This window comes from Microbulbifer sp. ABH2_005, from assembly GCF_056160005.1.
The window spans coordinates 3587852-3610463 of record NZ_JBSWWI010000001.1 but is presented as its reverse complement, the minus strand read 5'-3'; the positions used below and the strand labels follow the sequence as shown (position 1 = coordinate 3610463).

The following is a 22612-nucleotide window of genomic DNA, read 5'->3' as shown; positions in this document are numbered from 1 at the left end:
GCCTAGCCATGGTTGAAATTGAATCCCCCACTAAAGCCCACCTGCCGATTCGCGAGGTGGCGCGTCGCACCGGCGTTCATCCCGTCACTCTGCGGGCTTGGGAGCGCAGATACGGCCTGTTAACGCCAGCCAGAACCAGTAAGGGACACCGACTCTACAGTGAAGAGGAAGTAAGGCGTATCGAAGAGGTGCTCGCCTGCCTAGCCCGCGGTGTGGCTATCGGACGGGTACGGGAGCTGTTGGAGCGTGGACCGGCTTCTCTTGTGGCCACAGAGCAAGCAGAAAATACGGCTGGCAGCTGGCGCGAAATAATTGATGAGGCTTATGATTTGTCGCAGGACTTTGCCGACTTAAAGCTGCGCCAGCGCCTGGATCAGTGGATTGCTGCCTTCCCACCAGCGCTGCTACTCGATCACTGGCTAAAGCCCCTGCATGCCAAACTGGCCAGGCAGCGACAATCAGAGCCTGCTCAACATTTTTTCTGGCAGCTTTTCTATGAGCAGCTGTTATTAGCTAATGGTATAGCGCGTAAAAATCTTGGCAAAGACCGGGTAACTTGTGAGAAGCGAGTATTGTTGCTGGATTTTCCCGGCAATGATCAGCGGGCCTTTATACAATTATTTTGCGCGACACTTTTGGCTGCTGGTTGTGATGTGGTAGTTCTGGATTATCGCGCTGCCCTGCTTGAGTTGGAGAGTACTGTGAAAAAGCTCAATGTGGATGCAGTGCTCTGCTATAGCCATCGGGCACTTTCGAAAGCTTTTCTTCACAAAGAATTACCTAGTTCGATACAAATTCTTCAAACACCTCTTTGGTTGCTAGGGGATTTTGTCGAAATGCAGTCTGCTGAGTTGGGTAGACTGGAGAAGCTTCCGATTATTTCGATGTTATCTGGTGATACAGACGGTGCGATGCGGCAATTGCGGGAGCAGCTGAAACGATGAGTGGAAAAAAGTCTCTGCAGCGAGGCCTGGTTTGGTTGCGCAACGATTTGCGCGTTCATGATAATTCGGCGTTGTACCACGCTAGTACCCGATGTGACCAATTGGCCGCGGTTTTTATTGCCTGTCCGGATACCTGGAAAAGCCATGATGAGGGCGATGCACTGGTCTCTTTTCGGATGGCTTGCCTACAAGAATTACAAGAACAGTTGCGACTTCGCAATATCCCTATGTACTACCTCGAAGTCTCTAAATTTTCCCAGGTGCCTCATGCGCTACAGCAAATTACCGAGCGCCTGAAAGCGGAGGCTCTGTTTGCCAATGCTGAGTATCCGTTGAATGAACAACGCCGGGACAAAGCAGTACGGGGAAAACTGCAGGAAAACGGCGTTCAAGTGGAATACTACAGTGATCGAACACTGTTACCACCCGGAGCAGTTAGAACAGCGAGTGGTGATCCCTACAAAGTGTTTACGCCCTTTAAGCGTGCGCTGATCCAGCTGTGTGCCGAGAGCGAAGTTAAACCCCTACCCATGCCCAAGAAAATGCCTTCTACGGATAAGGGAGAACACTGGCCTAAATGGTTGGGGTTGGAAGTGGAGGGAAGCGGCAAGCTTACGCAGAAAATCCCCTCCCAATTGCCGCAGTATTCGTTGGATATTGATGGATCGGGTAGAGTGAAGGGGTGGGAGAGTGGGGAGAAGGCAGCGCAGAAACATTTGAAAGCTTTTGCTGAAATTATCGATAAATACCAGGCAGAGAGAGACTTCCCTGCGAAGGATAGTACCTCTCGTCTTTCTCCCTATTTAAACTGCGGGGCTATTTCCATTCGTCAATGTGTTCATATGGCCCTCAACCTAAATAAAGGGCTTTGGCAGGGAGGGGATGAAGGAATTGCCTGCTGGATTAGTGAACTCGTCTGGCGAGAATTTTATACGCATTTGCTTGCGGATTTTCCTAGCCTAAGTATGGGCAAACCATTCAAAGAGGAAACAGAACAGGTTCCATGGTGCTACGACAAGGATTTGTTCTCCCGCTGGACTCGTGGTGAAACCGGGGTACCTATCGTCGATGCTGCTATGCGCCAGCTAAATGAAACCGCATGGATGCATAACCGGTTACGTATGATTGTCGCCTCGTTTTTGAGCAAAAATATGCTGATTGATTGGCGTTGGGGTGAGCGCTATTTTATGCAAAATTTAATTGATGGTGACTTTGCCTCTAACAATGGCGGTTGGCAGTGGACTGCCTCCACCGGCACTGATGCGGCGCCCTATTTCCGTGTATTCAACCCCTATAGTCAATCGCAAAAATTCGATCCTAATGGAGATTTCATTCGTCGATATGTGCCGGAGCTTGCCTCATTGAGTAATAAGGAAATTCATGAGCCGCCCAAGGTTGAGGGATATCCCCAGGTGATTTGTGATGTGGGGGCCGGGCGTAAGCGGGCGATAGAGGTTTTCGCCAATCTCAAGTAGATCCGCGTTTTTCCGGGTCTATAAAATTAGGGGTGTCTGCTTTCGGAATAAAGTGAGTCCTATTTAAAGAGTGCTTAGTAGTAGAGATACTCACTTATCGACCCTTAAAAGAAGAATGCGGCTGAAGTCCGGCGGCTTCAAAAAGTCTCATCTTCTCTGTAAACATTGACAGAGATGCTGGCGTCTAAGTCAGAATTAACCTGAAAAATGATAGGCCTACAACACACCTGACAATCTTCGGTGTACTCCTGGGGAAGCATAGTGGTATCGACCAGTGTACTGAAATATTCACCGCAATAGGGACACTGTATGGTTTCTTCAATGATTAGGTTCACGCTGACCTTAACTGCTCTATTTATTTAATATTGTAAGCTTTAGGAAAAATTTCGCTTTAAAGGTTATTCGAGCTTTAGAGGTTCCTTAAATGTAAGCGTTCGATAGGGAAAGGGAATTTCAATTCCGGCTTTATCGAGGGCAATTTTCACCGCCGTAACCACCTCTGCGCGGGACTGACGAATTTGTAGAGGGGTTGAACCTGTCCACCAGCAGACTTCAATATCAATACTGCTTTCCCCAAAAGCTTTTGGAAATATCTCAATTGGGTCTTCACTGCGCACGGTTTGGCAGGAGGCCACCGCTGACTCAATAACGGCAACAGCATTTGGTATTTTTTCCTGGTAGGCCACGCCCACCATAATCGTTGCTCTGCGCTTCACCCGGTTAGTGATGACTTCACAGGGGTTCTTAAACAAAAAGAGGTTGGGCACTACTACCAACTCACCGGTAACTTTGCGAATATTGGTATTGCGTACCTCAACCACCTCTACTCGCCCGCATATATCTTGACATTCAATAAAATCCCCTTCTTCAATGGGGAAGCGCCAGAGTATTAATATACCTGCGAAGAAGTTTTCGAAAATATCTTTAAATGCCAATCCAATGGCGACAGAGAGTAGCCCCACCGCCCCCAGTGCTTTTGTAGGGGTAAGACCAGGAAAAAGCACCATAGCGGCAAGAAGCAGACCCACCAGCCAGGTAGCGCTGGTAAGCAGGCGGACAAATAGGTTTTTTAAGGATATCCTAGAGGTAGTATGGCGAAATAGCCGCCCGCCGAAGTGTCGAACAATACGTGCTACGCCCCAAGTGAGCAGCAGCATGATTATGCTGGCGATAATGTAGGGAGTATGCCCAATAAAATTTCCGCCGATACGATCAATAGAGGAAATTACAGTCTCTGTGGCCACAGAGAAAGACTCTGGGATAACCCTATCAATAAATGATTCCTGTGTCTCTTGTTGCTGCGTACTGAGTGACTTAAGGAGCAAAGCTAGATGGCTGAAAAGAGCGTTCATTCTTATCCGGTGTTAATTTCCCTCAACCACACATTTGCGGGCTGTAGATAAATTGGAAAGTACTTTTGTTCCATTGTAGAAGGATAATTTGTCTTTATCCTAGGTACTAAGTTCTAAGTAAATTCCATTGCCCGAACAGTATGGATAAGCACTCTTAGCGGAGATCGGTCTATAAGTCACTGTTTATCTATTTCAGGGGAAGAATATTTTCACTCACGTGACACCTCCTTTTTAGACTGCTTGCCTTCTACTTTTTCGTTATGGTTATCTTCATGTACCTCAATGCGTGCTGCTGGCGCTTTACCCTTTTTATCTTCACCAAAGTACAGTGTTTGATGTGGGAAAGGTATTTCTACGCCTTTTTTATCAAATAATAATTTGATACGTCGGTTGAACTCCCTACCTACATACCATTTTTCATGGGCCTTGGTTTTAGTCCTCGCCTTAATTACAACGGAACTGTCCGCAAAAGCATCCACTCCTAAAACCTCCAGGGGTTCCAGAATTAGAGGCCCATATTCATCGCTTTCGCGCATTTCTTTGTCTACCTCATGAAGGTATTGAATGACATCGTCGGTATTCTCCCGGTAGGCAACCCCAATTTCCAGCATGTAATAGCTGAAGTGCTTGGTTAGGTTATCTACTACTGATATATCACTGAATGGAACGGTATATACGGTGCCATTTAATGCGCGGAGTTCTACCTTGCGTAAGGTGATATTGGTTACCTCACCGGTTCGCCCGCCAACTTTTACAATATCGCCAATTTGTAGCAGGTCTTCCAGCAACACGGTGAAGCCAGTGAGGAAATCTTTCACCAGGGCTTGGGCGCCAAACCCTACGGCAATACCAAAAACCCCAGCCCCGGCCAAGAGAGGCATCACATTGATATCTAACTCAGAGAGCAGTACGAGTACCCCCATGATTGAAAGGAGAAACAGTAAGATATTTTTCGCAAGGGGTATCAGTGTGCGCATACGGGCATTGCCGGAAGTGCGATGAGTATTAAAGTAGTGTTCCGTCGCAGCGTTGATCATTTCCCAGATGCATACAAAAATGGCCAATACAGAAAATAAAGCTAAAGCAATTTCGGCAAATTCGATGAGTGTATCTTTTGAAACAAATATGCCCACAGAAGCAGGGAATAGTTCTGAAGCCGTATAAATCACCAGAAGGGCAGCAAGAAAATATCCAAGCCATCGCTGTAGTCTAAACAGTGGGGCAAAACGATTACTGTTCAAGCTCAGTTTTCTCCTGATAGGAGATAGTTTCTTGTGTATGAAATTAGCGAGTAGATTGTTAGATAAAACAATGGCTAGCAGTAGTACAATTGATATTCCCAGAAGTAAAAAAGTGCCCGCTTGATTTGCTGTTAATCCAAACACACTCAGAAATTTTGTGTAGTCTTTAACTACCTCGGTAGCTAACTCATCTACTACCAGAACATCACTTATCTTCAGGAGATCAGAATTTTTTTGGTCCGCTGTCGTATCCCGTAATTCTTCCAGGTTGTCGATAAGCACTGCTCTACGTTCGGGATTCTGCAAAAGTTGGATGAGCTGATCTATCTCCTGAACCAGGGCATCCTCTCCATTTGGTGTGCTATTGCTCCGAGTAGGTGCGGTTTGAGACTCATTTGATGGTTGAACAATCGTATTTTTCGCTTTATGTGACTCTGTTGTCTTTAAATTGATAGCTTCCTGAGGTGCTTGGGCATTGGATAGTGCTGATGACAAGCCAATCAGGATAGAAAAAAAGGTAGCTGAGGTAAGCCTGAGGAGATCATTTATGCTCCAGTGATTGTATTGATATTTGCCTTTGCCCATCATTTTAAGTACCCAATTTTGATATCCTAAAGATTGCTCGCAATAAATATGCCAATAACAATAGGGGTTATTAGGCGCACAGTTTTCCAAAAGCTTCATATTTGTGACAAAACTGACATAACGTTTTAAGGTAGAATGTAATTTTTCTAAAGCTAAGTAAAAATTTCATTCAATCCGGTGAATTCTGGAGTTATGCAAGCTTTTTCTTCTGATAGGACTTTGATATTGAATCTTCTTACTGGAATGTAAGGTGCTTGGCTCAATCGTCTATAAAGTGTTCACTTTATGGGAGTGGATGCCAACTTTGTGGTGACACCTCTGCATTAACTGCCTGAGACTAGCGGGTCAGAACTGGTGATTCGGGGGAAAGCGAAGAGCCAGCGACTTCCATAATCTAAAATAAAAATTTGCATCATTTGCCTAAAAGAAAATACATAGGCCTTGTTTGAGGTGGTTTTGGTGTTAAATGGGGGACATTCTCTTAAATGGGAAAGTTAATTGAACTAGGAGTTGTCGGTCTTTTTATTTCTGCATTTCTGGCCGCAACAATACTTCCGGTAAGCTCAGAGATTATATTAACGACGTTGCTGCTCAATGGCCTATCACCCGTTACGTTAGTACTTGTGGCAACTGTTGGTAATGTCGCGGGATCATTGGTTAATTACGCTCTAGGCTATTGGGCAAGCTTGGGTGTGATAAAGAAATGGCTGAGGATGTCTGAAAGCGAGTTTGTAAGGGCTGAACAGCGGTTTACTAAATATGGAATGATCTCCTTATGCTTTGCATGGGTACCAATTATTGGAGATCCATTAACCGTTATGGCGGGTGTATTGAGAATCTCCTTGTTGTGGTTTTTGATCTTGGTGACAGCCGGGAAATTATTGCGCTACATCGTTGTAAGCTATATGGTGTTAAATATTTATTAAATAAGGAGAGTTTTAGTCTGTTTCCCTACGAGAACCCTTACACTTGGCTATGGCGAAATCACACCTAAAAATATACCAATAAAAGTGGTGATTATCGACAAAATTGCGAACACCTGCCGGCGATTTCAATTAGTTTATTGTTTTCTCTGCAAAACTAAATTCTAGTATGCAGGCCTCATGAAATGTCGATCCTAAAAGGTGATATGTTTATCAGTTTTCCCTCTTAACCAGTTTCTCCAATTGATTTCCAGTCCTTTTATCCCACCAATGTAGTCTTTATCGACCAGGTAATAGGAGTGTGTACGATTTCCGCGCTCAAGCTTATGCATGAGTCTGATTACAAAGCTCTTACCCGTTGGTTTTGATAATAGAAAGTAAATAAATTGTCCCGCCTGTGCCTGTAATGGGGCTGACCCATTTCTTTGTTCATGACGCCACTTTGTATTGGATAACCTAATAAAAGTACCTATATCCATTAGTTTCTCATGGCGCAAAGGTGGGTTTACCCATTTATAGTTTTCCCAGTGGCTGGTAATTCGTAGCTGTCCCTCGACTTTTGACAGGGTTTCCATTTGTTCGGCCAAACCTTCATTCAGCCAGGATTGGGCGTAGGGTGTGACGGTATCTGTTATTGCGTGGCTGACTTCGTGTTTAATGGTACGAAAAGTTCTGGCCCTATCTTTCTGAATATAAACGACTATCTGGTTTCCTTTGTATAAGTATTTCCCATACGAACGACTAGGTTCCCTACCAGTTTGTTTTCTTAGATAATCGTAATAGGCTTTTTCATCCTTAAGTATCAATATCTTTACGGGGACTGTTTTATAAAAATCGAAAAATAGGACTCGATCGTAAAATTCATAGACAAGATTTACGTCTGCAACAATCTTATTTAATTCCTGTTTGCTCAGATTGGTATCAATGGTTTTAACAGAAATATCATACCGGGACCAGCTTGAGGTGTGGTTTCTAGGCATGATAACCTCTTGTTCAACACTCTCTATTTTCTTATCACTAAAGTGAACTTGGCCATTTTCGTCTGTCCATTTATAGATTTTAGCTGTTACGCTTATGGGAGCTAGAGTCAAAAGAGTGGTTAATAAGGCTGGAAGGTAAGAGGTCACTACTTGAAACTTATATCTAATTAATCTTGGTACTATAGTTCTTATGGCTGCTGGCAGAATTAAGAGGCGGCTATGGCTTTATGGATAGCCGCTTGAGCCAGCAATCGGTTGGAGTTTAGCGTTGGGAGTACTGAATTGCCATCGTTGATAATTAGCGGTATTTCAGTACAGCCCAGAATCACTGCGTCACATCCAGCCTGTTTGAGGTAACTGATACTGTCTTGAAAGTACTTGACCGTTTCATCTCGAACTATTCCATTGACCAGCTCGCTCATTATCAGATATCCAATTCGTTCGATGACCTCCTGGGGTGGCCGCAACCAATCTATGCCTGTGCCCTCTAGCCTGGACGGATAAACATCACTCTCAACCAACCACTGGGTACCGAGTATGCCCAGCTTCCTATAGCCCTCGACTTGTGCCGCGGCAATAACACTGTCGGCAATATGCAGCCAGGGTAGAGGAGAACCTTCCTCTACATAGTTAAAGGCTTGGTGGATGGTGTTATCTGGGCAAATAAGAAAGTCGGCTCCCTGGGATTTGAGCTTATCCGCGGATGAGAGCATTAAGTCGCTAATGCCTTGAAGATCATTGGAATCCAAATATTCCACATAGCGTGCGAGTGAATGAGTGTGCATAGATACCTCGGGATGGGCATGCTCACCGAGATACTTGCCACTTTCTATACAAATTGTTTTGTAGCAAAGGGCTGCTCCCTCAGCGGAGCAGCCAACGATACCGATATGTTTTATATCTTTGCGGTCCTTCACTTATTCACTCCATTATTCATGTAAAAAAAGAATACTCTATTTTTTGTTGAATTAACTTTTATCGTTATGAAACTTAGTGAGTCTCTACCAGTTTTAATTGCTCTTTAACTTCCTTGAGCAGTTCGGGATGGATTGCAGACGATTGTATGTGTTGAAGTGATAGACGATAACCAATATTAAACGCGTCCTCCTTGAGACTTTTTATATCGGGTTCGACTCCTTTGCCTTCCCAGTTACTTTTGGTTATTGGGTTTACTGCCTTGGCAATTGGAATTACCACTCCGAATCCGTCGTCTAGTTGGAAAAATTGCCAGGGATTCGCGCCTCCTTTGGTTGTTTCGCCAATAATGGTGGCTCGCTTGAGGTGCTTTAGGTAATAGGCAAAAGATTCTGCGGCGGAGAAGGTATCTTTACTGGTCAAAATAAATACTGGAGTATCGACCATTCTTTTGCCCTTGATGGTTTCGAAAGTCCAGAATTCAGTAGTGCTATCCGTAGCTTTCCAGTAAATACTGTTTAAATGGGTCGGCTTGTCAAAGAGGTAGCTGCTAATCAGACGACCCATATTGCCATCACCGCCTCCATTATTTCTCAGATCGAATATGAGGGCATCAGTGTTTTCAACTAAAGTCATAGCGGCTTCAACACGCTTTCGTGATGCATCATTGACTTGATCGAAGCCCCAAAAATCAATGTAGCCAACATTACCTTCAAGGACCTCTATGCGGTTAAATCCGGAATTTTTTCGGGCCAGCTTGGTGAACCAGTTTTCGTGTTTTGGTTGGCTTTGGGAGGTATTTTGATCATACCACCGTACACCAAAATGTTTATCATGTTTCTCCAGTACTTTTGAAAGCACTTCGGCAACCCGTTTGGGGGTTCCCGCCTGTTTCATTGTCTCGGATTTCGAGGCTTTTTGTAGGCTTTCACGTATTGCGGGAATATTTTCCTGGAGTACATATTGTCTTGAAATCTCATGCGCAACTTTATTAATTAGAGTATTTTTTTGCTCTGTTGAAAAAGTTGTAGAGAAGCCGAGGCTTGGTAAAAGTAGTGGCAAAATGGCTAAGTGTTTTTTCATTTTTATTAACTCGTTTTTATTAGTCCTTTAGTGCCCGGGCTCAAGCCGTAGGTGGTTGTGTAGGTGGTTGTTATGAGTTGTCTGGGCTGTAACACTGGCGCTGTTCCGACAGTTTTATATGAACTATTACCTTATAGAAAATTTTATCGGGAATTTTTTTGTACTTTGGTATCAGTCATCTTGGGAAAACAGCTTGCCAGCATTGATAAGCTTTGGCTGGTAAAGCTGGCTAAGCGGCACCTTAAACCGAGGCCAGGTTATCAAGCGGTGACGCTATCCTAGCGTGAATCTTAATGGCCCCATTGGATGATAGGGTCCTCAGAATATCCTGACCTTATAGTCACATTGTTATCCCAGAGAGACTGGTCCCCATTTAGCTCCCCCGAATTCCCTAGAAATCTTGATGAGGTTCTTCCAAGCACCTTATTTTGGCCTTCTATAGGCAGGTTCACTGAAGGCAAGTGTCCACAGAATTTTCTGCGGTTATGACTATGGAAACTCCTGAGTAATGCGAAATACATGCCGATATATCGCCATAGATTACTTAGATGGTTGCTACCTTAGCGGGCATAAATGGCAGATAAATAGTGAAACACGTGACAGATTTTACCCCCCAATTCAGCTTGCAAAGTGAAGCTCTGAACTGTGAGGATTCCAACGTCTGGGCCGTCAGCGACCGGGCCCATGAGCTTGCCGATAAGGGGGAGGACGTTATTTTCCTCTGTGTGGGGGACCCCAATTTCGATACACCGGAGCCAATTCTGGATTTTGCTCGTGCTCGCTTGGGTGTAGGGCGCACGCATTACTCCCCCGCGGCCGGTGAGCCGGTGTTGCGCCGAGCCATTGCGGATATCGAGAGTAAGGTATCACCCCACCCCTGTAATCCCGATGATGTTGTGGTATTTCCCGGCGGTACCAATGCTATCTACGCGGTACTTTCCTGCCTGTTGAATCCAGGTGAGGAGATTGTGATCCCGGAACCGATGTATATCGGATATGTCCCCATCTGCGACAGTCTCAGGTTGTCAGTGAAGCGTGTGACCTGCCCGGCGGAGCAGAATTTTGCTTTCGATGTAGAAGCCATTAAGGCGGCGGTCACTGAAGAGACCCGCGTGGTGATGATCAATACTCCGGTCAATCCCACCGGTGCTATGGCAACCCCAGAGCAGCTGCGCGAACTTGCTGCTTTTTGCCGCGAGCGCGATATCTGGTTAGTGTGTGATGAAATGTACTCCATGATCACTTTCGCGCGCCGTCACACCTCCCTGCGTACCGCTGCCGAGTCTCTGGACAATATTGTGGTGATTGATGGCCTGTCCAAGTCTCATGCTATGAGTGGCTGGCGCTTGGGCTGGGCGGTAGCCCGTGGACCCCTAGTAGATCGCCTTGCGGCATTCGCTGGGGCCACTATCTTCGGCTGCCCTCAGTTTATCCAGGAGGCAGCGGCATTCGCTTTGGAGTTCGATTCCTATTTCGTGAAACAGATGCGTGATGCCTATGAACGTCGCCGTAATCTGATTGTTGAACGAATTGGCAAGATTCCGGGGCTTGGCTGTTACAGCCCGGATGCGGGTATGTTTGTGATGGTCAATGTTTCTGAGGTGGCCAGCTCCGGTCAGGAATTCGCCGAGGCTCTTCTGGAGGCTGAGCGGGTATCGGTTTTGCCAGGGGCGCCTTTTGGCGAGAGTGCGGTGAATCATGTGCGCCTGACGCTCGCAGCCGATGAGGCTGAGTTGTCACGCGCTCTGGATAGAATCGAACGATTCGTCACCTGCGCTAACCGCCAGGCTAGTTAACCCAGGTAGCGGTGGTCAGTTCCCGGGCAGTGTAAAAGGGGAGCTGGCTTTTTCATCTTCGGGGGCTGTAGTGTTTCAGCCTCCGGCGAATACCGCTATCCTTGCCTCCTTTCAGATTCAAAAGAAATCAGTTCCGTGAAAATTGACCGGCATAATTTGCGTATTTTGCAGGCTCTGCAAACCAACGCCCGTATTAGCAACCTGAATTTGAGTGAACAAATTGGCTTGTCGGAGAGCGCTTGCCTGGCTCGGGTGAAGCGCCTGACCAGTGAGCGCTATATCCGTGAGTTCCTCGCCGAGATCAACCTGGACAAGGTGCGCCACGCTGAGTTTTATGTGAATGTGGCCCTGAAGCGCCAGGATGCGCGCACCAGTGAAAATTTCCGGCGGATTATCAGTGATATCCCCCAGATCGTTTCCTGCGTGAAGATGTCCGGCGAGTTCGACTATATGCTGCGTTTTATTTGCCCTGATGCGGCGGACTTCAACCGGGTCTCTGAACAGCTGTTGGCAAATGAGGAGGCGGCCATCTCGCGCATGACTTCGCATTTGGTGATCGAGAAAACCAAGCCTTTTACCGGCTATCCCCTGGAGCTGCTCTTTCAGGACTAGCACCTGAATTGGCAGTGGAGAATGAAGTAAACCACTGCCGATTCCCCTGCCATGCAAAGGTGACTTCCACAGTAGCAATTACTGATGTGGAGCTCTAAAGAAGTAGTTTTAGCTCTTTGTGGAGGCCTACTTCCACCAAGTCTTTTTCACCCTATAACCCCTTTCTCACTGTCTCTGCTTTTCCCTATGGCCTGGTTGGAATCATTGTTGGTTAATCGAGTGTGAGTGACCCCCATGCTGAGTAAAGATTGCGGAGAGTTACTCAATTAGCACCTTGAATATGACAATTTTATTGCGGTCAGTCTCGCGTTCTTGTACAAGCGTGTTAGTTGTGGCGTCTTCTGTTAGCAAGGAAGACTCAGTACAGGCTATCTGATGGATTTCCCTAGTGTTTTAGTCATTCACTGTGGAGCGCTCTTTCAAATAGACCCGGCTACCAATGGGCTGAAAGCATGCAATGGAGGGGAATATAGTGGACTTACCTCCCTTTTCTGCCCATTTTGTGAAGTTGGTGGCTCAATTGGAAGAGTGGCGGCTGCAACCTCATATATACTTTAGACAGGCTTCTATGCAGCGACTGTGGTTGGAAAGGCTGCTATTCAGGGGCTGGTAATCATCGCCGGTGCAGGGGAGTGGCAGTTGAAATATTTAGGGCGGGTCTACCTGACTCTCAATTTGTTGGTTTTTGCGTCTATAGGCCTCGGGGCCCTGTTTAACCCGGAGCCTTTTGCCGCGGCCATCGGTTTTACCTTTTCCTCCCCCGCTGCGGTACCTGAATTTCTCGCAACTTATGCCGGCTTTATGTTGGCGATAGCCGTACTCCTGCTCGTAGCCCTGGCCATGCGCCCCCATCGTCGGGCGGCTTATGCTTCTCTTGCGATCTCCTATATTGGATTTGCGGCTGGCCGCCTCTTTGGCATGTTTGCTAGCAGTAGCTTTGATGAGCGCAATTTGCTGTTCTTTGCCCTGGAAGTGGTTATGGTGCTTTGGGGGCTCTACTGCTATCGGGAATCCCGTTGGCTCCCCCTGCAACACGGACATTAATCCAAACCTGCCAAATACTGAGTTGCCCCTTATTTCTGTTAACTGGTGACTTTCGTCGGTGAGCGGTTCTTACTTTTCGCGTTAATACTGAGAGAAGTTCGGTCTGTGCTCTAAGGCACTGGCCTGGTGTTTGCCGCATCATGTCACTGATGGATATGGGTAATGTCTCAATTCCAAAGTTTGGTGGAAGCTCTGGTTATCCTGGTTTCGCTCTGTGCCTGCGCGATTTGGCTGCGCAGTCGCGGGGTGATTCTTGTGGCGGAGCAGGGGGTTTTTGGACGCCTGGCAACAGACTTTGCACTGCCTGCGGTGATTTTACACAGCCTGATTAAAGTCCCTTTTTCCTCTCAGGCTCTTCTTCCAGCTCTCGCCCTGTTTATTGTCAGTATCGCAATCATGGTACCTGCCTGGATTGTGGGCAAATTGATGGGGCTGGGACGAAAGACCCTCGGCTCCATTGTTCTGGTTGCAGGTTTTGGCGGCTCTTCCACCTTAGGGCTCTCGCTCATTCGCCGGGTTTTTCATGATGACCCTCTGGTAATGCGAGATAGTGTCCTCATTGGTGAATATGGTGCACTCCTGTCGGTATTCACTATCGGTGTTGCAGTGGCTATTTATTTCGGGCGGGATGAAGATGAGCAGGCCAATGTCTGGCAGGCTTGTAAACCTTTTTTCGTGTCGCCTATTTTTATCACGATGGTTTTAGGCACGGTTATTTCCCTATTTGGCCTGCCTCAGGGGAATGTTACCGTGCAGCTGCTGGAGGATATATTACGGATTTCCGGACAATCCTTGATAGTGCTGGTGGCATTTAGTATCGGTCTGGCCTTGCGCCCTATCGCCGTGCGTCAACTGGCGGGCCTGATCCTGGTGGTCGTCCTGTTAAAGTTAGTGGCAGAGCCTATGGTGGCATGGGCTCTGGCAATGCCAATTAAGTTGCCACATATCGAGAGAGAGCTATTGGTTTTGCAGGCGGCAATGCCCTCTGGGGCCATTGCCGCCGTACTGGCGAAGCGCTATGGATGTGATGGAGGGGTTGCTTCGGCTATGGTGGTCGCCACCTCCTTTATCAGCCTGATAACACTGCCTTTGACACTCTACTTTGAAAGCCAGTGATTTAAGTAAGCTAACTGATCAAGCGGTAATTTTCCCGGAGCTGCTATCGCTGGGGTTCAGCTCCACTTTATCAGTTTCCATTGGTTGCCCACCGTGTAGTTTGCCGTCTACAGCTTGACGAAATACTTGTTTGTAATCCTTAAATTCCGTGCCCATTAATCGGTCCCACCAGGTGAAGTAAAAACCGTAATTGCCCTGGAAGCGCTGGTGGTGCAGATCGTGATGGGTGGTGGTGGTCATGTTATCCAGAACACAGTCTACCCAGCCACGCGGGTGGAACTCCCGCCCTGTATGCAGCATGGCATTGCGGAAAATCATAATGAAAAGGAAGCTAAGCCAGATACTTGGGTGCAATGGGATTGTCAGAGCAATTAGTGGCGAAAAGAGCCCGTTGATAAAAATTTCACCCACGGAAAAGCTATAGGCTGTCCAGGGGGTAGGGGTTCGCGACATATGGTGTAGCTTGTGGAAGTGCTTAAACAGCTTAGGGTGATGCATTGCCCGGTGGGTCCAGTAGAAGTAAGCGTCATGCAGCAGAATAACTACGGGCAGGCTCAGGATGCCCCACCACAGTGGGTAATCACTCCAATTCCAGTACAGCTTGGCGATCCCCATATCCTGTAGCAAATTTATGCTGATACCGAACAGGGTAAAAATGCAGACAGTCAGCATGGAGTAGCTCACTTCCCGGCGTATATCCCCCCAGCTCGCTCGGCGCTTCTGGATGCGTCGCCGATTCATCCAGGCGCGAAACAGCCAGCTTGCACAGATACTCATTACAGATGCGGCCAATACATAGCGAAATAAGGTCAATTTAAAGTGGGTGGTTCCGTAATGAGCCACATCCGCGAGGAATTCCATATTTTTCACCATCCATTTCGTTGGCGCAGTCAGGAGGAGGCACTGGGTATCCAGAGTCTATTGGGATTCTAGGTGCTACTCGCATGGCTAGCTGGTGCACTAGTGTTCCCAGTCTGGAGAGATTTACTGATGGTGGCTTGCGGAAAGCGAAATAATGCTGACGAATTCCGAACCGCTGCCCATTCAGGCGGGCAGTTTGTCGCGGCGGTATTCAGTCGGGGTCTGGTTATGGCGGCGCTTAAAGGCGGCATTGAAAGGGCTGAGTGATCGGTAGCCAATATCCAGGGCGATGGTCAGCACTGGCAGATGCGCCTGTTCCGGGTCGGCCAGGCGGGCGCTGGCCTCATCGATGCGAAATTGATTGAGATATTCGTTGAAGTTGCGATAGCCCAAATGGCGGTTGATTAGGGTACGCAACAGGTGCTCACGGGTACTTAGCTGCTCCGCTAGTTCGCGAATAGTTAGCCCCGTGTGTCGATAGCCGCCACCTTGCATATGCGTCTGTAATTTAATCAGTTGCGCCTGTTGCTGTTCATCCAGGGTTGGCACAGGTGTCGGAGGTGGGATTTCCTCTGTGGGGATATCCGTTGGTGGTCTTGGTAGAGAGTCGCCTAAGGCGCTGGGTGACAGTGCCAGTAGCCATAAACAGGCCGCCAGAGATAGTAAGCTGGCGAGTAGGGCATGCAGGGTTGGCACGCCATTGGGGACGGGGCGATAGGCAAACAGGGATTCGGCGCTAATGACGATCAGCATATAGGTACCTACAGCGATCAACAGTATGGCCCGTAGGCGGCGGCGTTCCGCCACCAAATCCGATTGAAACTGCCCCAACAGGGTGAGCATGCCAAGGCCGATCAGGCCCAGGCGGGTGAATTGGGACAAGTTAAAAAAGACTTCCTCGGCACTGGGGCTTAGTGAGATTGGCGCGTGATTGGCGGCAATACTAAAGGTGATGGAGAGGCAGATAGGAACCCAACCCCAATGCGGGAAGGGCTCTTCCTCGCGACAGAGTAGGTGGGTAAACAACCAGAAGGCGGCGGGCACCAGGATCACCGGTAGATGAATCAGCAGCGCCATTAACCCGGTAAGAGGGGGGAGCGTTGGCAGTAGCAGATAGCAAATTACACCGATTAAAACCAATATCAGCCAGCGCCCTGCAGCGAGTCGCCGGTGACTGACGGAAACCTTGGTCGCAGCCAGTAATAGCAGAGCGCAGGCACCGCCAGAAAAAAATAAATAGCCGGAGGTCACGGCCTATCTCCAGCGGCTGGCCCAGGCATCCAGGACCTTGCTGCTATAGGTATGGCGGCCATAGCTGCCGTTGTAATAGGCGAGGGCGTTGGCCAGGTTACCTTTGGCCTTTTTGATGTAGTGTTTGAGAATGGTGCAGCCGTAGCGCAGATTGGTATCCATATCGATTAGGTTGTCATCGGGGCGGCCGATTTCTTTTTTCCAAAATGGCATTACCTGCATCATACCCTGAGCCCCTACTCGAGAGACCGCGTAGGGGTTAAAGGCACTTTCGATCTGGATTACCGCCAGAACAATTTCCGGGCGCAACCCCGCTCGGGTCGCCTCGCGATGCACTGCCTTTAGGACATGCATGCGTCTTTTCGGGTCTTTGATATAGCGTGCCAGGGGCTGGGATTTTGACATCAGCCACACCTCCGCATCAAAGCGATCGGCAAAGCTGTCCGCCTGAGTGATGGCCTCGCGCAGGGCGAGCCGCAGCTCTGGATCAACTTGCTTGGTGTTGGCCTGGGATATCGCACTGCAACAGATCAGGCTGAGTCCCAGTGCAGTTATAGCTTTTCTTATCATGCAGGGAATTTTACGAGATCCAAGGAGATTGGGTAGCGCCTTTTATGGACCTTTTGCTCAAATCTGTACAGGGAGGTGTGTCTGGATCGAATGGGGCTGTGAAATACCAACGAACTTAGGCTGCTGTGTTGGTATTTCAGCGGGAGGGTTTTGAGATAGATAAAAAATTACCTATCTCATCGCCAGATCAGCGCTTGCCAAACTTTTCCAGCAGTACTTCTTCCAATTGCGATACCGCAAACTCCTGGCTTTCCGCATCGGCGCGGCCCTTGTATTCCACAATGCCTTTCTCCAGGCCGCGGTCGCCGATGACGATGCGGTGGGGGATACCGATCAGCTCGATATCTGCGAGCATGCCGCCCAGGCGAGCCTTGGCTTCATCCATGAGCAGAACATCAACGCCTTTGCTGCGCAGGGATTCGTACAGGTGTTCACATTTTTCCCGCACCACATCGCTCTTGTGCATATTGATGGGCACAATTGCCAGCTGGAAGGGCGCTATGGCATCAGGCCAGATAATGCCGGAGTCGTCGTGGTTTTGCTCGATAGCAGCGGCGACAATACGGGATACACCGATGCCGTAACAGCCCATGGGCATAACCTGTTCCTTGCCGTTCTCATCGAGTACGGTGGCGTTCATGGCGCGGCTGTACTTGTCACCCAGTTGGAAAATATGGCCGACCTCAATACCGCGTTTGATTTCCAGGGTGCCCTGGCCATCGGGGCTGGCGTCGCCGGCAACGACATTGCGCAGGTCTTCAACGCGGCCGAGTTCCACGTCGCGATCCCAGTTCACACCGGTGAAGTGGTAATCATCGCGGTTGGCGCCACAGATAAAGTCCGCCAGGTGCGCCGCGGCTCTGTCCACAATGGTTTCGACCTTCATGCCGACGGGGCCTAAAGAACCGATATTGCAGCCCAGTTCTTCGGCGATGCGCTGCTCTGGGGCGAATTGCAACGGGCTGGCGATGCCGGCCAGTTTTTCCGCTTTCAGCTCGTTCAGATCGTGGTCGCCGCGTAATACCAGCGCTACCAGCGGTGCGGTTTCACCCTCTTCGCATTCACCCAGCACGATCAGGGTTTTTACCGAGTGGGCCGGATCACTGTTTAGGAATCCGCTGACATCGGCAATGGTTTTTTGTCCGGGCGTGTGTACTTCCTGCATCTCCTGGCTGGGTGCTGCGCGCTCACCGGCGGGGGCCACGGCTTCGGCCAGCTCGACATTGGCGGCGTAACGGGACTCGGTGGAAAAGGCGATATCGTCTTCACCGCTTTGTGCCAGGACGTGGAATTCATGGGAGCTGGAACCACCGATAGAGCCGGTATCCGCCAGCACGGGGCGGTAATCCAGGCCAATACGGTCGAAGATACGGCAGTAGGCGCCGTGCATGATGTCGTAGGTTTCCTGCAGGGAATCCGCATCCACGTGGAAGGAGTAGGCATCCTTCATGGTGAACTCACGCGCGCGCATCACACCGAAGCGCGGACGAATTTCGTCGCGGAATTTTGTCTGTACCTGGTAGAAATTGGCCGGCAGCTGCTTATAGCTTTTGATCTCGTTGCGGATCAAATCGGTGATCACTTCCTCGTGGGTTGGGCCCAGGCAGAAATCATTGTTGTGGCGGTCCTGGATGCGCAGCAGTTCAGGGCCGTACTGCTGCCAACGGCCGGATTCCTCCCAGAGTTCCGCCGGCTGCACCACCGGCATCAGCACTTCCAGGGAACCGGCATTGTTCATTTCCTCGCGCACAATACGCTCTACTTTGCGCAGTACGCGCAGGCCGGTGGGCAGCCAGGTGTAGAGGCCGGAGGAAAGGCGTCGGATCATACCCGCACGCAGCATCAGCTGGTGGCTGATTACTACCGCGTCGTTGGGCGTTTCTTTTTGGGTTGCGATGAGGTAACGGGATGCGCGCATAGGAATAAACTGGGTTCAATTATCGGTAAGCTGGTTATTTTACGCTATTCACTCGCTAATAAATATTGCCGGATAGCTTCCCGTCAGGGCTCTGTTATTTGTGTGGAAGTGACACCCTGCTGAAACAGAGAATAAGGAGATGAAAAGACTTTGTAGCGGGTACATAGAAGCGGGCCTAAGGCCACCAGAAAATAGTGTTTGCGGCCTATAAAAAACCCCGCAGTTGCGGGGTTTTATGCCTGGGGCAGGAGAGTCTTAGGACTCTGCCATTTCCTTCAGCTTCTTCAGCGGGCGAATTTTTACCTGGATGCTGGCGGGCTTCGCCTTGAACACAGTTTCTTCACCGGTGAAGGGGTTGATGCCTTTGCGGGCTTTTTTAGCCGGCTTCTTCACAGTGGTGATTTTCATCAGGCCCGGCAGGGAGAACTCGCCTACAGCGCGCTTCTTGATGTGGCCTTCGATGATATCGCTCAGCTCGTCCAGAACAGACTGAACTTGCTTGCGGGACAGCTCAGTATTTTCCGCGATCTGGTTCAGCATCTGGGTTTTGGTGAACTTATCTTTGATCGCTTTTACTTTCTTGGCTGGAGCGGCAGCGGCTTTTTTTGCTGGAGCCTTCTTGGCGGCAGCGGTTTTGCTGGCAGCTTTCTTGGCAATTGCCATGGCTTACTTCCTTCTTTGTTGTTCGGTGTATATCCGGTAAAAATGTGTTCGGTCTCCCGCTGCGCTGCATCCACAAAACGGCGTCTCAGCGGGTGATGGGGGGAAGTATATATAGTTTTTGTTTGGCCGCACGGGAAAATACTAGAAAAATAGTGCTTTTTCCTTACTTCTTACCCAATTTGAGATCCCAAACCCCTTCTACAAAGGCTAAAAGGGTGTGTCTGCTTCTTCCCTTTGGGGGGCTCATGTATACTCTGTCCCCCTTTTTCCAGCATCGGGTACTAAGTCATGCCGATCTATGAATACCAGTGCAATGCCTGTGGCCACGAGATGGAGGCCCTGCAACGCATGAGCGATGATCCGCTCAAAGACTGTCCGGCCTGCGATAAGGCCGAGCTGCAAAAGAAGATTTCAGCAGCGGGATTCCGCCTCAAGGGCGGCGGCTGGTACGAGACTGACTTTAAGACTGGCAGCAAGAAAAATCTTGCCGGCGATGCCGCCAATGGCTCCAAGGCCAAAAATAGCCAACCTGCAAAGGCGGCGAAGACGGCTTAAACCCGCTGTGCGGAGCCGCCAGTGCGGTGTACTCTCTATTTAACCTTTTTACCTATCGATAACGGGAATTTTCATCCATGCGCAGCGACTACTGTGGCGTCCTTCGTTCCGCGGACATAGACCGTGTAGTAACCCTCTGTGGCTGGGTCGACCGCCGCCGCGATCACGGCGGTGTAATCTTTATCGACCTACGCGACCGCGAGGGTATTGTTCAGGTGGTATTCGATCCGGATGCGGCCGAGCACTTCGAAATGGCCGATCGCGTGCGCAGCGAATATGTCCTCAAGGTGACCGGCCGTGTGCGCGCCCGCGCCCCCGAAGCCCTCAACCCGAATATGGTGACCGGTGAAGTCGAGGTGTACGGCACCGAGCTGGAAATTCTCAATACCGCCGAGACGGTGCCTTTCCAGCTGGATGAGCACACTGCAGTGGGTGAGGACGTACGCCTCAAATACCGCTACCTGGATTTGCGCCGCAATGAAATGCAGAACAATCTGTATTTCCGTTCCAAGTTGACCACGGCGATCCGCAATTATCTGGACGAGCACGGTTTTCTCGATATCGAGACCCCGATCCTGACCCGCGCCACCCCAGAAGGTGCGCGCGATTATTTGGTACCGAGCCGCACCCACGAGGGCAAATTCTTCGCCCTGCCACAGTCTCCGCAGCTGTTTAAACAGCTGTTGATGGTGTCCGGTTTCGACCGCTACTACCAGATCGCCAAGTGTTTCCGCGATGAAGACCTGCGCGCCGACCGCCAGCCGGAATTCACCCAGATCGACATCGAGACCTCTTTCCTCGACGAGGAGGAGATCATGGCGATCACCGAGGGCATGGTGCGCAAGCTGTTTAAGGAATTGAAGGGGATTGAGCTGGGTGAATTCCCGCGCATGACCCACTACCAGGCCATGTTGCGTTACGGTTCCGACAAGCCGGACCTGCGTATTCCGCTGGAAATGGTAGAGATCAAGGACCTGATGACCGAAGTGGATTTCAAAGTATTCTCCGGTCCCGCCAACGACCCCAAGGGGCGGGTGGCAGCAATCAAGGTGCCGGGTGGTTGTAAGAAATTGACACGCAAGCAGCTGGATGACTACGGCAAATTTGTTGGCATCTATGGCGCCAAAGGCCTGGCCTATATCAAGGTCAACGATCGTTCCGATCTGCAGAATGGCCTCCAATCTCCCATCGTAAAATTCCTGCCGCTGGAAACTCGCGCAGCGATTCTCGATCGCCTGCAGGCGGAAAATGACGACGTCATCTTCTTTGGCTCCGATACCGCCAAGATTGTTTCCGAAGCCCTGGGTGCACTGCGTTGCAAGCTGGGTGAGGACCTCAATCTGTACACCAGCGAGTGGGCGCCTCTATGGGTCGTGGCCTTCCCGATGTTCGAGGAAAACGACGACGGCAGCCTCACCGCACTGCACCACCCGTTCACCGCGCCTTCCTGTAGCCCTGAAGAGCTGGAGCAGAACCCGCTGGGCGCATTGTCGCGGGCTTACGATATGGTGCTGAACGGCACCGAGCTGGGCGGCGGTTCTGTGCGTATTCACGATCAGGTGATGCAGCAAGCGGTATTCCGTATTCTCGGTATCGATGAAGAAGAGCAGCGCGAGAAGTTTGGCTTCCTGCTGGATGCCTTGAAGTACGGTGCTCCGCCCCACGGTGGCCTGGCCTTTGGCCTGGATCGACTGGTGATGCTGATGACCGGCAGCGATTCCATTCGCGATGTGATCGCCTTCCCCAAAACCCAGAGTGCCGCCTGTGTGATGACAGATGCTCCGGGCGCTGTGGATGCCAAGCAGCTGCGCGAGTTGAGTATTCGCCTGCGCCAGAAAGAAGAAAAAATTAGCTAATTTTCCCCGATGGGCCGGGCGAAGCGAGCCCATCAAATCGTGGTGATGGGCATATCGCTTCGCTTATTGGCCCATTCCACGCACTGACTGAAGAGAGACGGAACATGGCCGGACATAGTAAATGGGCCAATATCAAGCACCGTAAAGCGGCTCAGGATGCCAAGCGGGGCAAGATTTTTACCAAGATTATTCGCGAACTGACCGTGGCTGCAAAGGCGGGCCCAAACCCGGACGATAATCCGACGTTGCGCGCCACTATCGATAAGGCCCTAGGCGCGAACATGAAGCGCGACACCATCGATAAAGCCATCGCCCGCGGTGCCGGTAATGCCGATGGTGATAACTATGAGGCCGTGGTTTACGAAGGTTACGGTGTCGGCGGGGTAGCGGTACTGGTGGAGTGCCTAACTGACAACCGCAATCGCACCGTGGCTGAAGTGCGCCACGCCTTCTCCAAGCGTGGGGGCAACCTGGGCACCGATGGTTCCGTAAGCTACCTGTTTACCCGTAAAGGCCAGATGTTCTACGACGTTGGCGTGGATGAAGAGTCCCTGATGGAGGCGGCACTGGAAGCGGGTGCCGAGGATATCGAGACCAACGATGATGGCAGTGTGGAAGTGACCACCGAATTCCAGGATTACCTCACGGTGAAAGACGCCCTGGTAGCTGCGGGCTTCACCCCGGACAGCGCCGAAATCGCCATGATCCCGTCCACCACAATCCCGCTCGATAAAGAGGGCGCGGAGAAAGTGTTGGCTCTGATCGAGATGCTGGAAGATCTCGATGATGTACAAAATGTCTACACCAACGCGGATATTCCCGAAGAGGTGATGGAAGAGTTGGGCTAAGACCCTGCTGCGGCCGGGGCGGGC

General features: G+C 49.9%; 21 protein-coding genes. 10 read left to right on the top strand and 11 right to left on the bottom strand.

Translation table 11 applies throughout. The features are described from left to right. The first annotated feature begins 8 nt into the window (after window positions 1–8). Window positions 9–944, top strand: coding sequence for a MerR family transcriptional regulator (locus ACXAFI_RS15640; protein ID WP_475109550.1), 936 nt, complete (start codon window positions 9–11; stop codon window positions 942–944). Beyond that, on the top strand, window positions 941–2419 hold the full coding sequence (locus ACXAFI_RS15635) for a cryptochrome/photolyase family protein (protein WP_475109549.1): 1479 nt from the start codon (window positions 941–943) through the stop codon (window positions 2417–2419). Before ACXAFI_RS15640 ends, ACXAFI_RS15635 begins: the two co-directional genes overlap by 4 nt. Window positions 2420–2556: 137 nt before the next feature. Here ACXAFI_RS15635 and ACXAFI_RS15630 read toward each other — a convergent pair whose 3' ends face one another. The 3 genes from ACXAFI_RS15630 to ACXAFI_RS15620 form a co-directional block, all read right to left on the bottom strand. Beyond that, window positions 2557–2754, bottom strand: coding sequence for a CPXCG motif-containing cysteine-rich protein (locus tag ACXAFI_RS15630; RefSeq protein WP_475109548.1), 198 nt, complete (start codon window positions 2752–2754; stop codon window positions 2557–2559). Between the two features lie 63 nt (window positions 2755–2817). Next, complete coding sequence (locus tag ACXAFI_RS15625; RefSeq protein ID WP_444921069.1) at window positions 2818–3663, bottom strand: mechanosensitive ion channel family protein; 846 nt, start codon at window positions 3661–3663, stop codon at window positions 2818–2820. A 317-nt stretch (window positions 3664–3980) separates the two neighbouring features. Next, a complete protein-coding gene (locus ACXAFI_RS15620) occupies window positions 3981–5696 on the bottom strand; it encodes a mechanosensitive ion channel domain-containing protein (protein ID WP_475109547.1) in 1716 nt (571 codons plus the stop codon). A gap of 386 nt (window positions 5697–6082) precedes the next feature. Between ACXAFI_RS15620 and ACXAFI_RS15615 the strand changes: the two genes are divergently transcribed. After that, window positions 6083–6523 carry a YqaA family protein gene (locus ACXAFI_RS15615; protein WP_475109546.1) on the top strand — a complete coding sequence of 147 codons (441 nt, stop codon included), beginning with the start codon at window positions 6083–6085 and terminating at the stop codon, window positions 6521–6523. A gap of 191 nt (window positions 6524–6714) precedes the next feature. Here ACXAFI_RS15615 and ACXAFI_RS15610 read toward each other — a convergent pair whose 3' ends face one another. The 3 genes from ACXAFI_RS15610 to ACXAFI_RS15600 form a co-directional block, all read right to left on the bottom strand. Next, window positions 6715–7647, bottom strand: coding sequence for a DUF4124 domain-containing protein (locus ACXAFI_RS15610; RefSeq protein WP_475109545.1), 933 nt, complete (start codon window positions 7645–7647; stop codon window positions 6715–6717). Window positions 7648–7706: 59 nt separating this feature from the next. Then, window positions 7707–8417, bottom strand: coding sequence for an aspartate/glutamate racemase family protein (locus tag ACXAFI_RS15605; RefSeq protein WP_475109544.1), 711 nt, complete (start codon window positions 8415–8417; stop codon window positions 7707–7709). A gap of 73 nt (window positions 8418–8490) precedes the next feature. Next, the gene (locus ACXAFI_RS15600) at window positions 8491–9498 is read right to left on the bottom strand and encodes a S41 family peptidase (RefSeq protein ID WP_475109543.1); all 1008 of its coding nucleotides are present in this window, start codon (window positions 9496–9498) and stop codon (window positions 8491–8493) included. Window positions 9499–10085: 587 nt separating this feature from the next. Here ACXAFI_RS15600 and ACXAFI_RS15595 point away from each other — a divergent pair. The 4 genes from ACXAFI_RS15595 to ACXAFI_RS15580 all read left to right on the top strand — a co-directional run bounded on the left by ACXAFI_RS15595 (window position 10086) and on the right by ACXAFI_RS15580 (window position 14066). Continuing rightward, the gene (locus ACXAFI_RS15595) at window positions 10086–11294 is read left to right on the top strand and encodes a pyridoxal phosphate-dependent aminotransferase (protein ID WP_475109542.1); all 1209 of its coding nucleotides are present in this window, start codon (window positions 10086–10088) and stop codon (window positions 11292–11294) included. 135 nt (window positions 11295–11429) lie between these two features. Continuing rightward, window positions 11430–11906: an Lrp/AsnC family transcriptional regulator gene (locus ACXAFI_RS15590; RefSeq protein WP_226644702.1), complete on the top strand. Its 477-nt coding sequence runs from the start codon at window positions 11430–11432 to the stop codon at window positions 11904–11906. Between the two features lie 579 nt (window positions 11907–12485). Further along, window positions 12486–12950 carry a DUF4345 family protein gene (locus ACXAFI_RS15585; protein WP_475109541.1) on the top strand — a complete coding sequence of 155 codons (465 nt, stop codon included), beginning with the start codon at window positions 12486–12488 and terminating at the stop codon, window positions 12948–12950. 162 nt (window positions 12951–13112) lie between these two features. Next, a complete protein-coding gene (locus ACXAFI_RS15580) occupies window positions 13113–14066 on the top strand; it encodes an AEC family transporter (protein WP_475109540.1) in 954 nt (317 codons plus the stop codon). A gap of 18 nt (window positions 14067–14084) precedes the next feature. Here the strand turns inward: ACXAFI_RS15580 and ACXAFI_RS15575 are convergent, their stop codons facing one another. The 5 genes from ACXAFI_RS15575 to ACXAFI_RS15555 all read right to left on the bottom strand — a co-directional run bounded on the left by ACXAFI_RS15575 (window position 14085) and on the right by ACXAFI_RS15555 (window position 19329). Then, window positions 14085–14927 carry a sterol desaturase family protein gene (locus ACXAFI_RS15575; RefSeq protein ID WP_475109539.1) on the bottom strand — a complete coding sequence of 281 codons (843 nt, stop codon included), beginning with the start codon at window positions 14925–14927 and terminating at the stop codon, window positions 14085–14087. A 183-nt stretch (window positions 14928–15110) separates the two neighbouring features. Beyond that, on the bottom strand, window positions 15111–16178 hold the full coding sequence (locus ACXAFI_RS15570) for a helix-turn-helix transcriptional regulator (protein ID WP_475109538.1): 1068 nt from the start codon (window positions 16176–16178) through the stop codon (window positions 15111–15113). A 3-nt stretch (window positions 16179–16181) separates the two neighbouring features. Then, window positions 16182–16748, bottom strand: a complete 567-nt coding sequence (locus ACXAFI_RS15565; RefSeq protein WP_444921079.1) for a lytic transglycosylase domain-containing protein — start codon at window positions 16746–16748, stop codon at window positions 16182–16184. A 187-nt stretch (window positions 16749–16935) separates the two neighbouring features. After that, entirely contained in the window at window positions 16936–18666 is a 1731-nt protein-coding gene (locus tag ACXAFI_RS15560; RefSeq protein WP_475109537.1) for a proline--tRNA ligase, read from the bottom strand. 255 nt (window positions 18667–18921) lie between these two features. Further along, window positions 18922–19329 (bottom strand): HU family DNA-binding protein, encoded by a 408-nt coding sequence (locus ACXAFI_RS15555; protein WP_152451543.1) that lies wholly within the window; start codon window positions 19327–19329, stop codon window positions 18922–18924. 288 nt (window positions 19330–19617) lie between these two features. Between ACXAFI_RS15555 and ACXAFI_RS15550 the strand changes: the two genes are divergently transcribed. From ACXAFI_RS15550 to ACXAFI_RS15540, 3 genes are all read left to right on the top strand, one after another. Next, window positions 19618–19884 carry an FmdB family zinc ribbon protein gene (locus ACXAFI_RS15550; RefSeq protein WP_444921081.1) on the top strand — a complete coding sequence of 89 codons (267 nt, stop codon included), beginning with the start codon at window positions 19618–19620 and terminating at the stop codon, window positions 19882–19884. A gap of 77 nt (window positions 19885–19961) precedes the next feature. Further along, window positions 19962–21740, top strand: coding sequence for an aspartate--tRNA ligase (gene aspS / locus ACXAFI_RS15545; protein WP_475109536.1), 1779 nt, complete (start codon window positions 19962–19964; stop codon window positions 21738–21740). Between the two features lie 104 nt (window positions 21741–21844). After that, window positions 21845–22588, top strand: a complete 744-nt coding sequence (locus tag ACXAFI_RS15540; protein WP_152451549.1) for a YebC/PmpR family DNA-binding transcriptional regulator — start codon at window positions 21845–21847, stop codon at window positions 22586–22588. Window positions 22589–22612 lie beyond the last annotated feature (24 nt).

Bases quoted from the DNA above. Each gene is read 5' to 3' on its own strand.
- ACXAFI_RS15640 (WP_475109550.1), top strand. From the start codon at position 9: ATGGTTGAAATTGAATCCCCCACTAAAGCCCACCTGCCGATTCGCGAG.
- ACXAFI_RS15635 (WP_475109549.1), top strand. From the start codon at position 941: ATGAGTGGAAAAAAGTCTCTGCAGCGAGGCCTGGTTTGGTTGCGCAAC.
- ACXAFI_RS15620 (WP_475109547.1), bottom strand. From the start codon at position 5,696: ATGAAGCTTTTGGAAAACTGTGCGCCTAATAACCCCTATTGTTATTGG.
- ACXAFI_RS15615 (WP_475109546.1), top strand. From the start codon at position 6,083: ATGGGAAAGTTAATTGAACTAGGAGTTGTCGGTCTTTTTATTTCTGCA.
- ACXAFI_RS15600 (WP_475109543.1), bottom strand. From the start codon at position 9,498: ATGAAAAAACACTTAGCCATTTTGCCACTACTTTTACCAAGCCTCGGC.
- ACXAFI_RS15580 (WP_475109540.1), top strand. From the start codon at position 13,113: ATGTCTCAATTCCAAAGTTTGGTGGAAGCTCTGGTTATCCTGGTTTCG.
- ACXAFI_RS15575 (WP_475109539.1), bottom strand. From the start codon at position 14,927: ATGGAATTCCTCGCGGATGTGGCTCATTACGGAACCACCCACTTTAAA.
- ACXAFI_RS15565 (WP_444921079.1), bottom strand. From the start codon at position 16,748: ATGATAAGAAAAGCTATAACTGCACTGGGACTCAGCCTGATCTGTTGC.
- ACXAFI_RS15560 (WP_475109537.1), bottom strand. From the start codon at position 18,666: ATGCGCGCATCCCGTTACCTCATCGCAACCCAAAAAGAAACGCCCAAC.
- ACXAFI_RS15555 (WP_152451543.1), bottom strand. From the start codon at position 19,329: ATGGCAATTGCCAAGAAAGCTGCCAGCAAAACCGCTGCCGCCAAGAAG.
- ACXAFI_RS15550 (WP_444921081.1), top strand. From the start codon at position 19,618: ATGCCGATCTATGAATACCAGTGCAATGCCTGTGGCCACGAGATGGAG.
- aspS (WP_475109536.1), top strand. From the start codon at position 19,962: ATGCGCAGCGACTACTGTGGCGTCCTTCGTTCCGCGGACATAGACCGT.
- ACXAFI_RS15540 (WP_152451549.1), top strand. From the start codon at position 21,845: ATGGCCGGACATAGTAAATGGGCCAATATCAAGCACCGTAAAGCGGCT.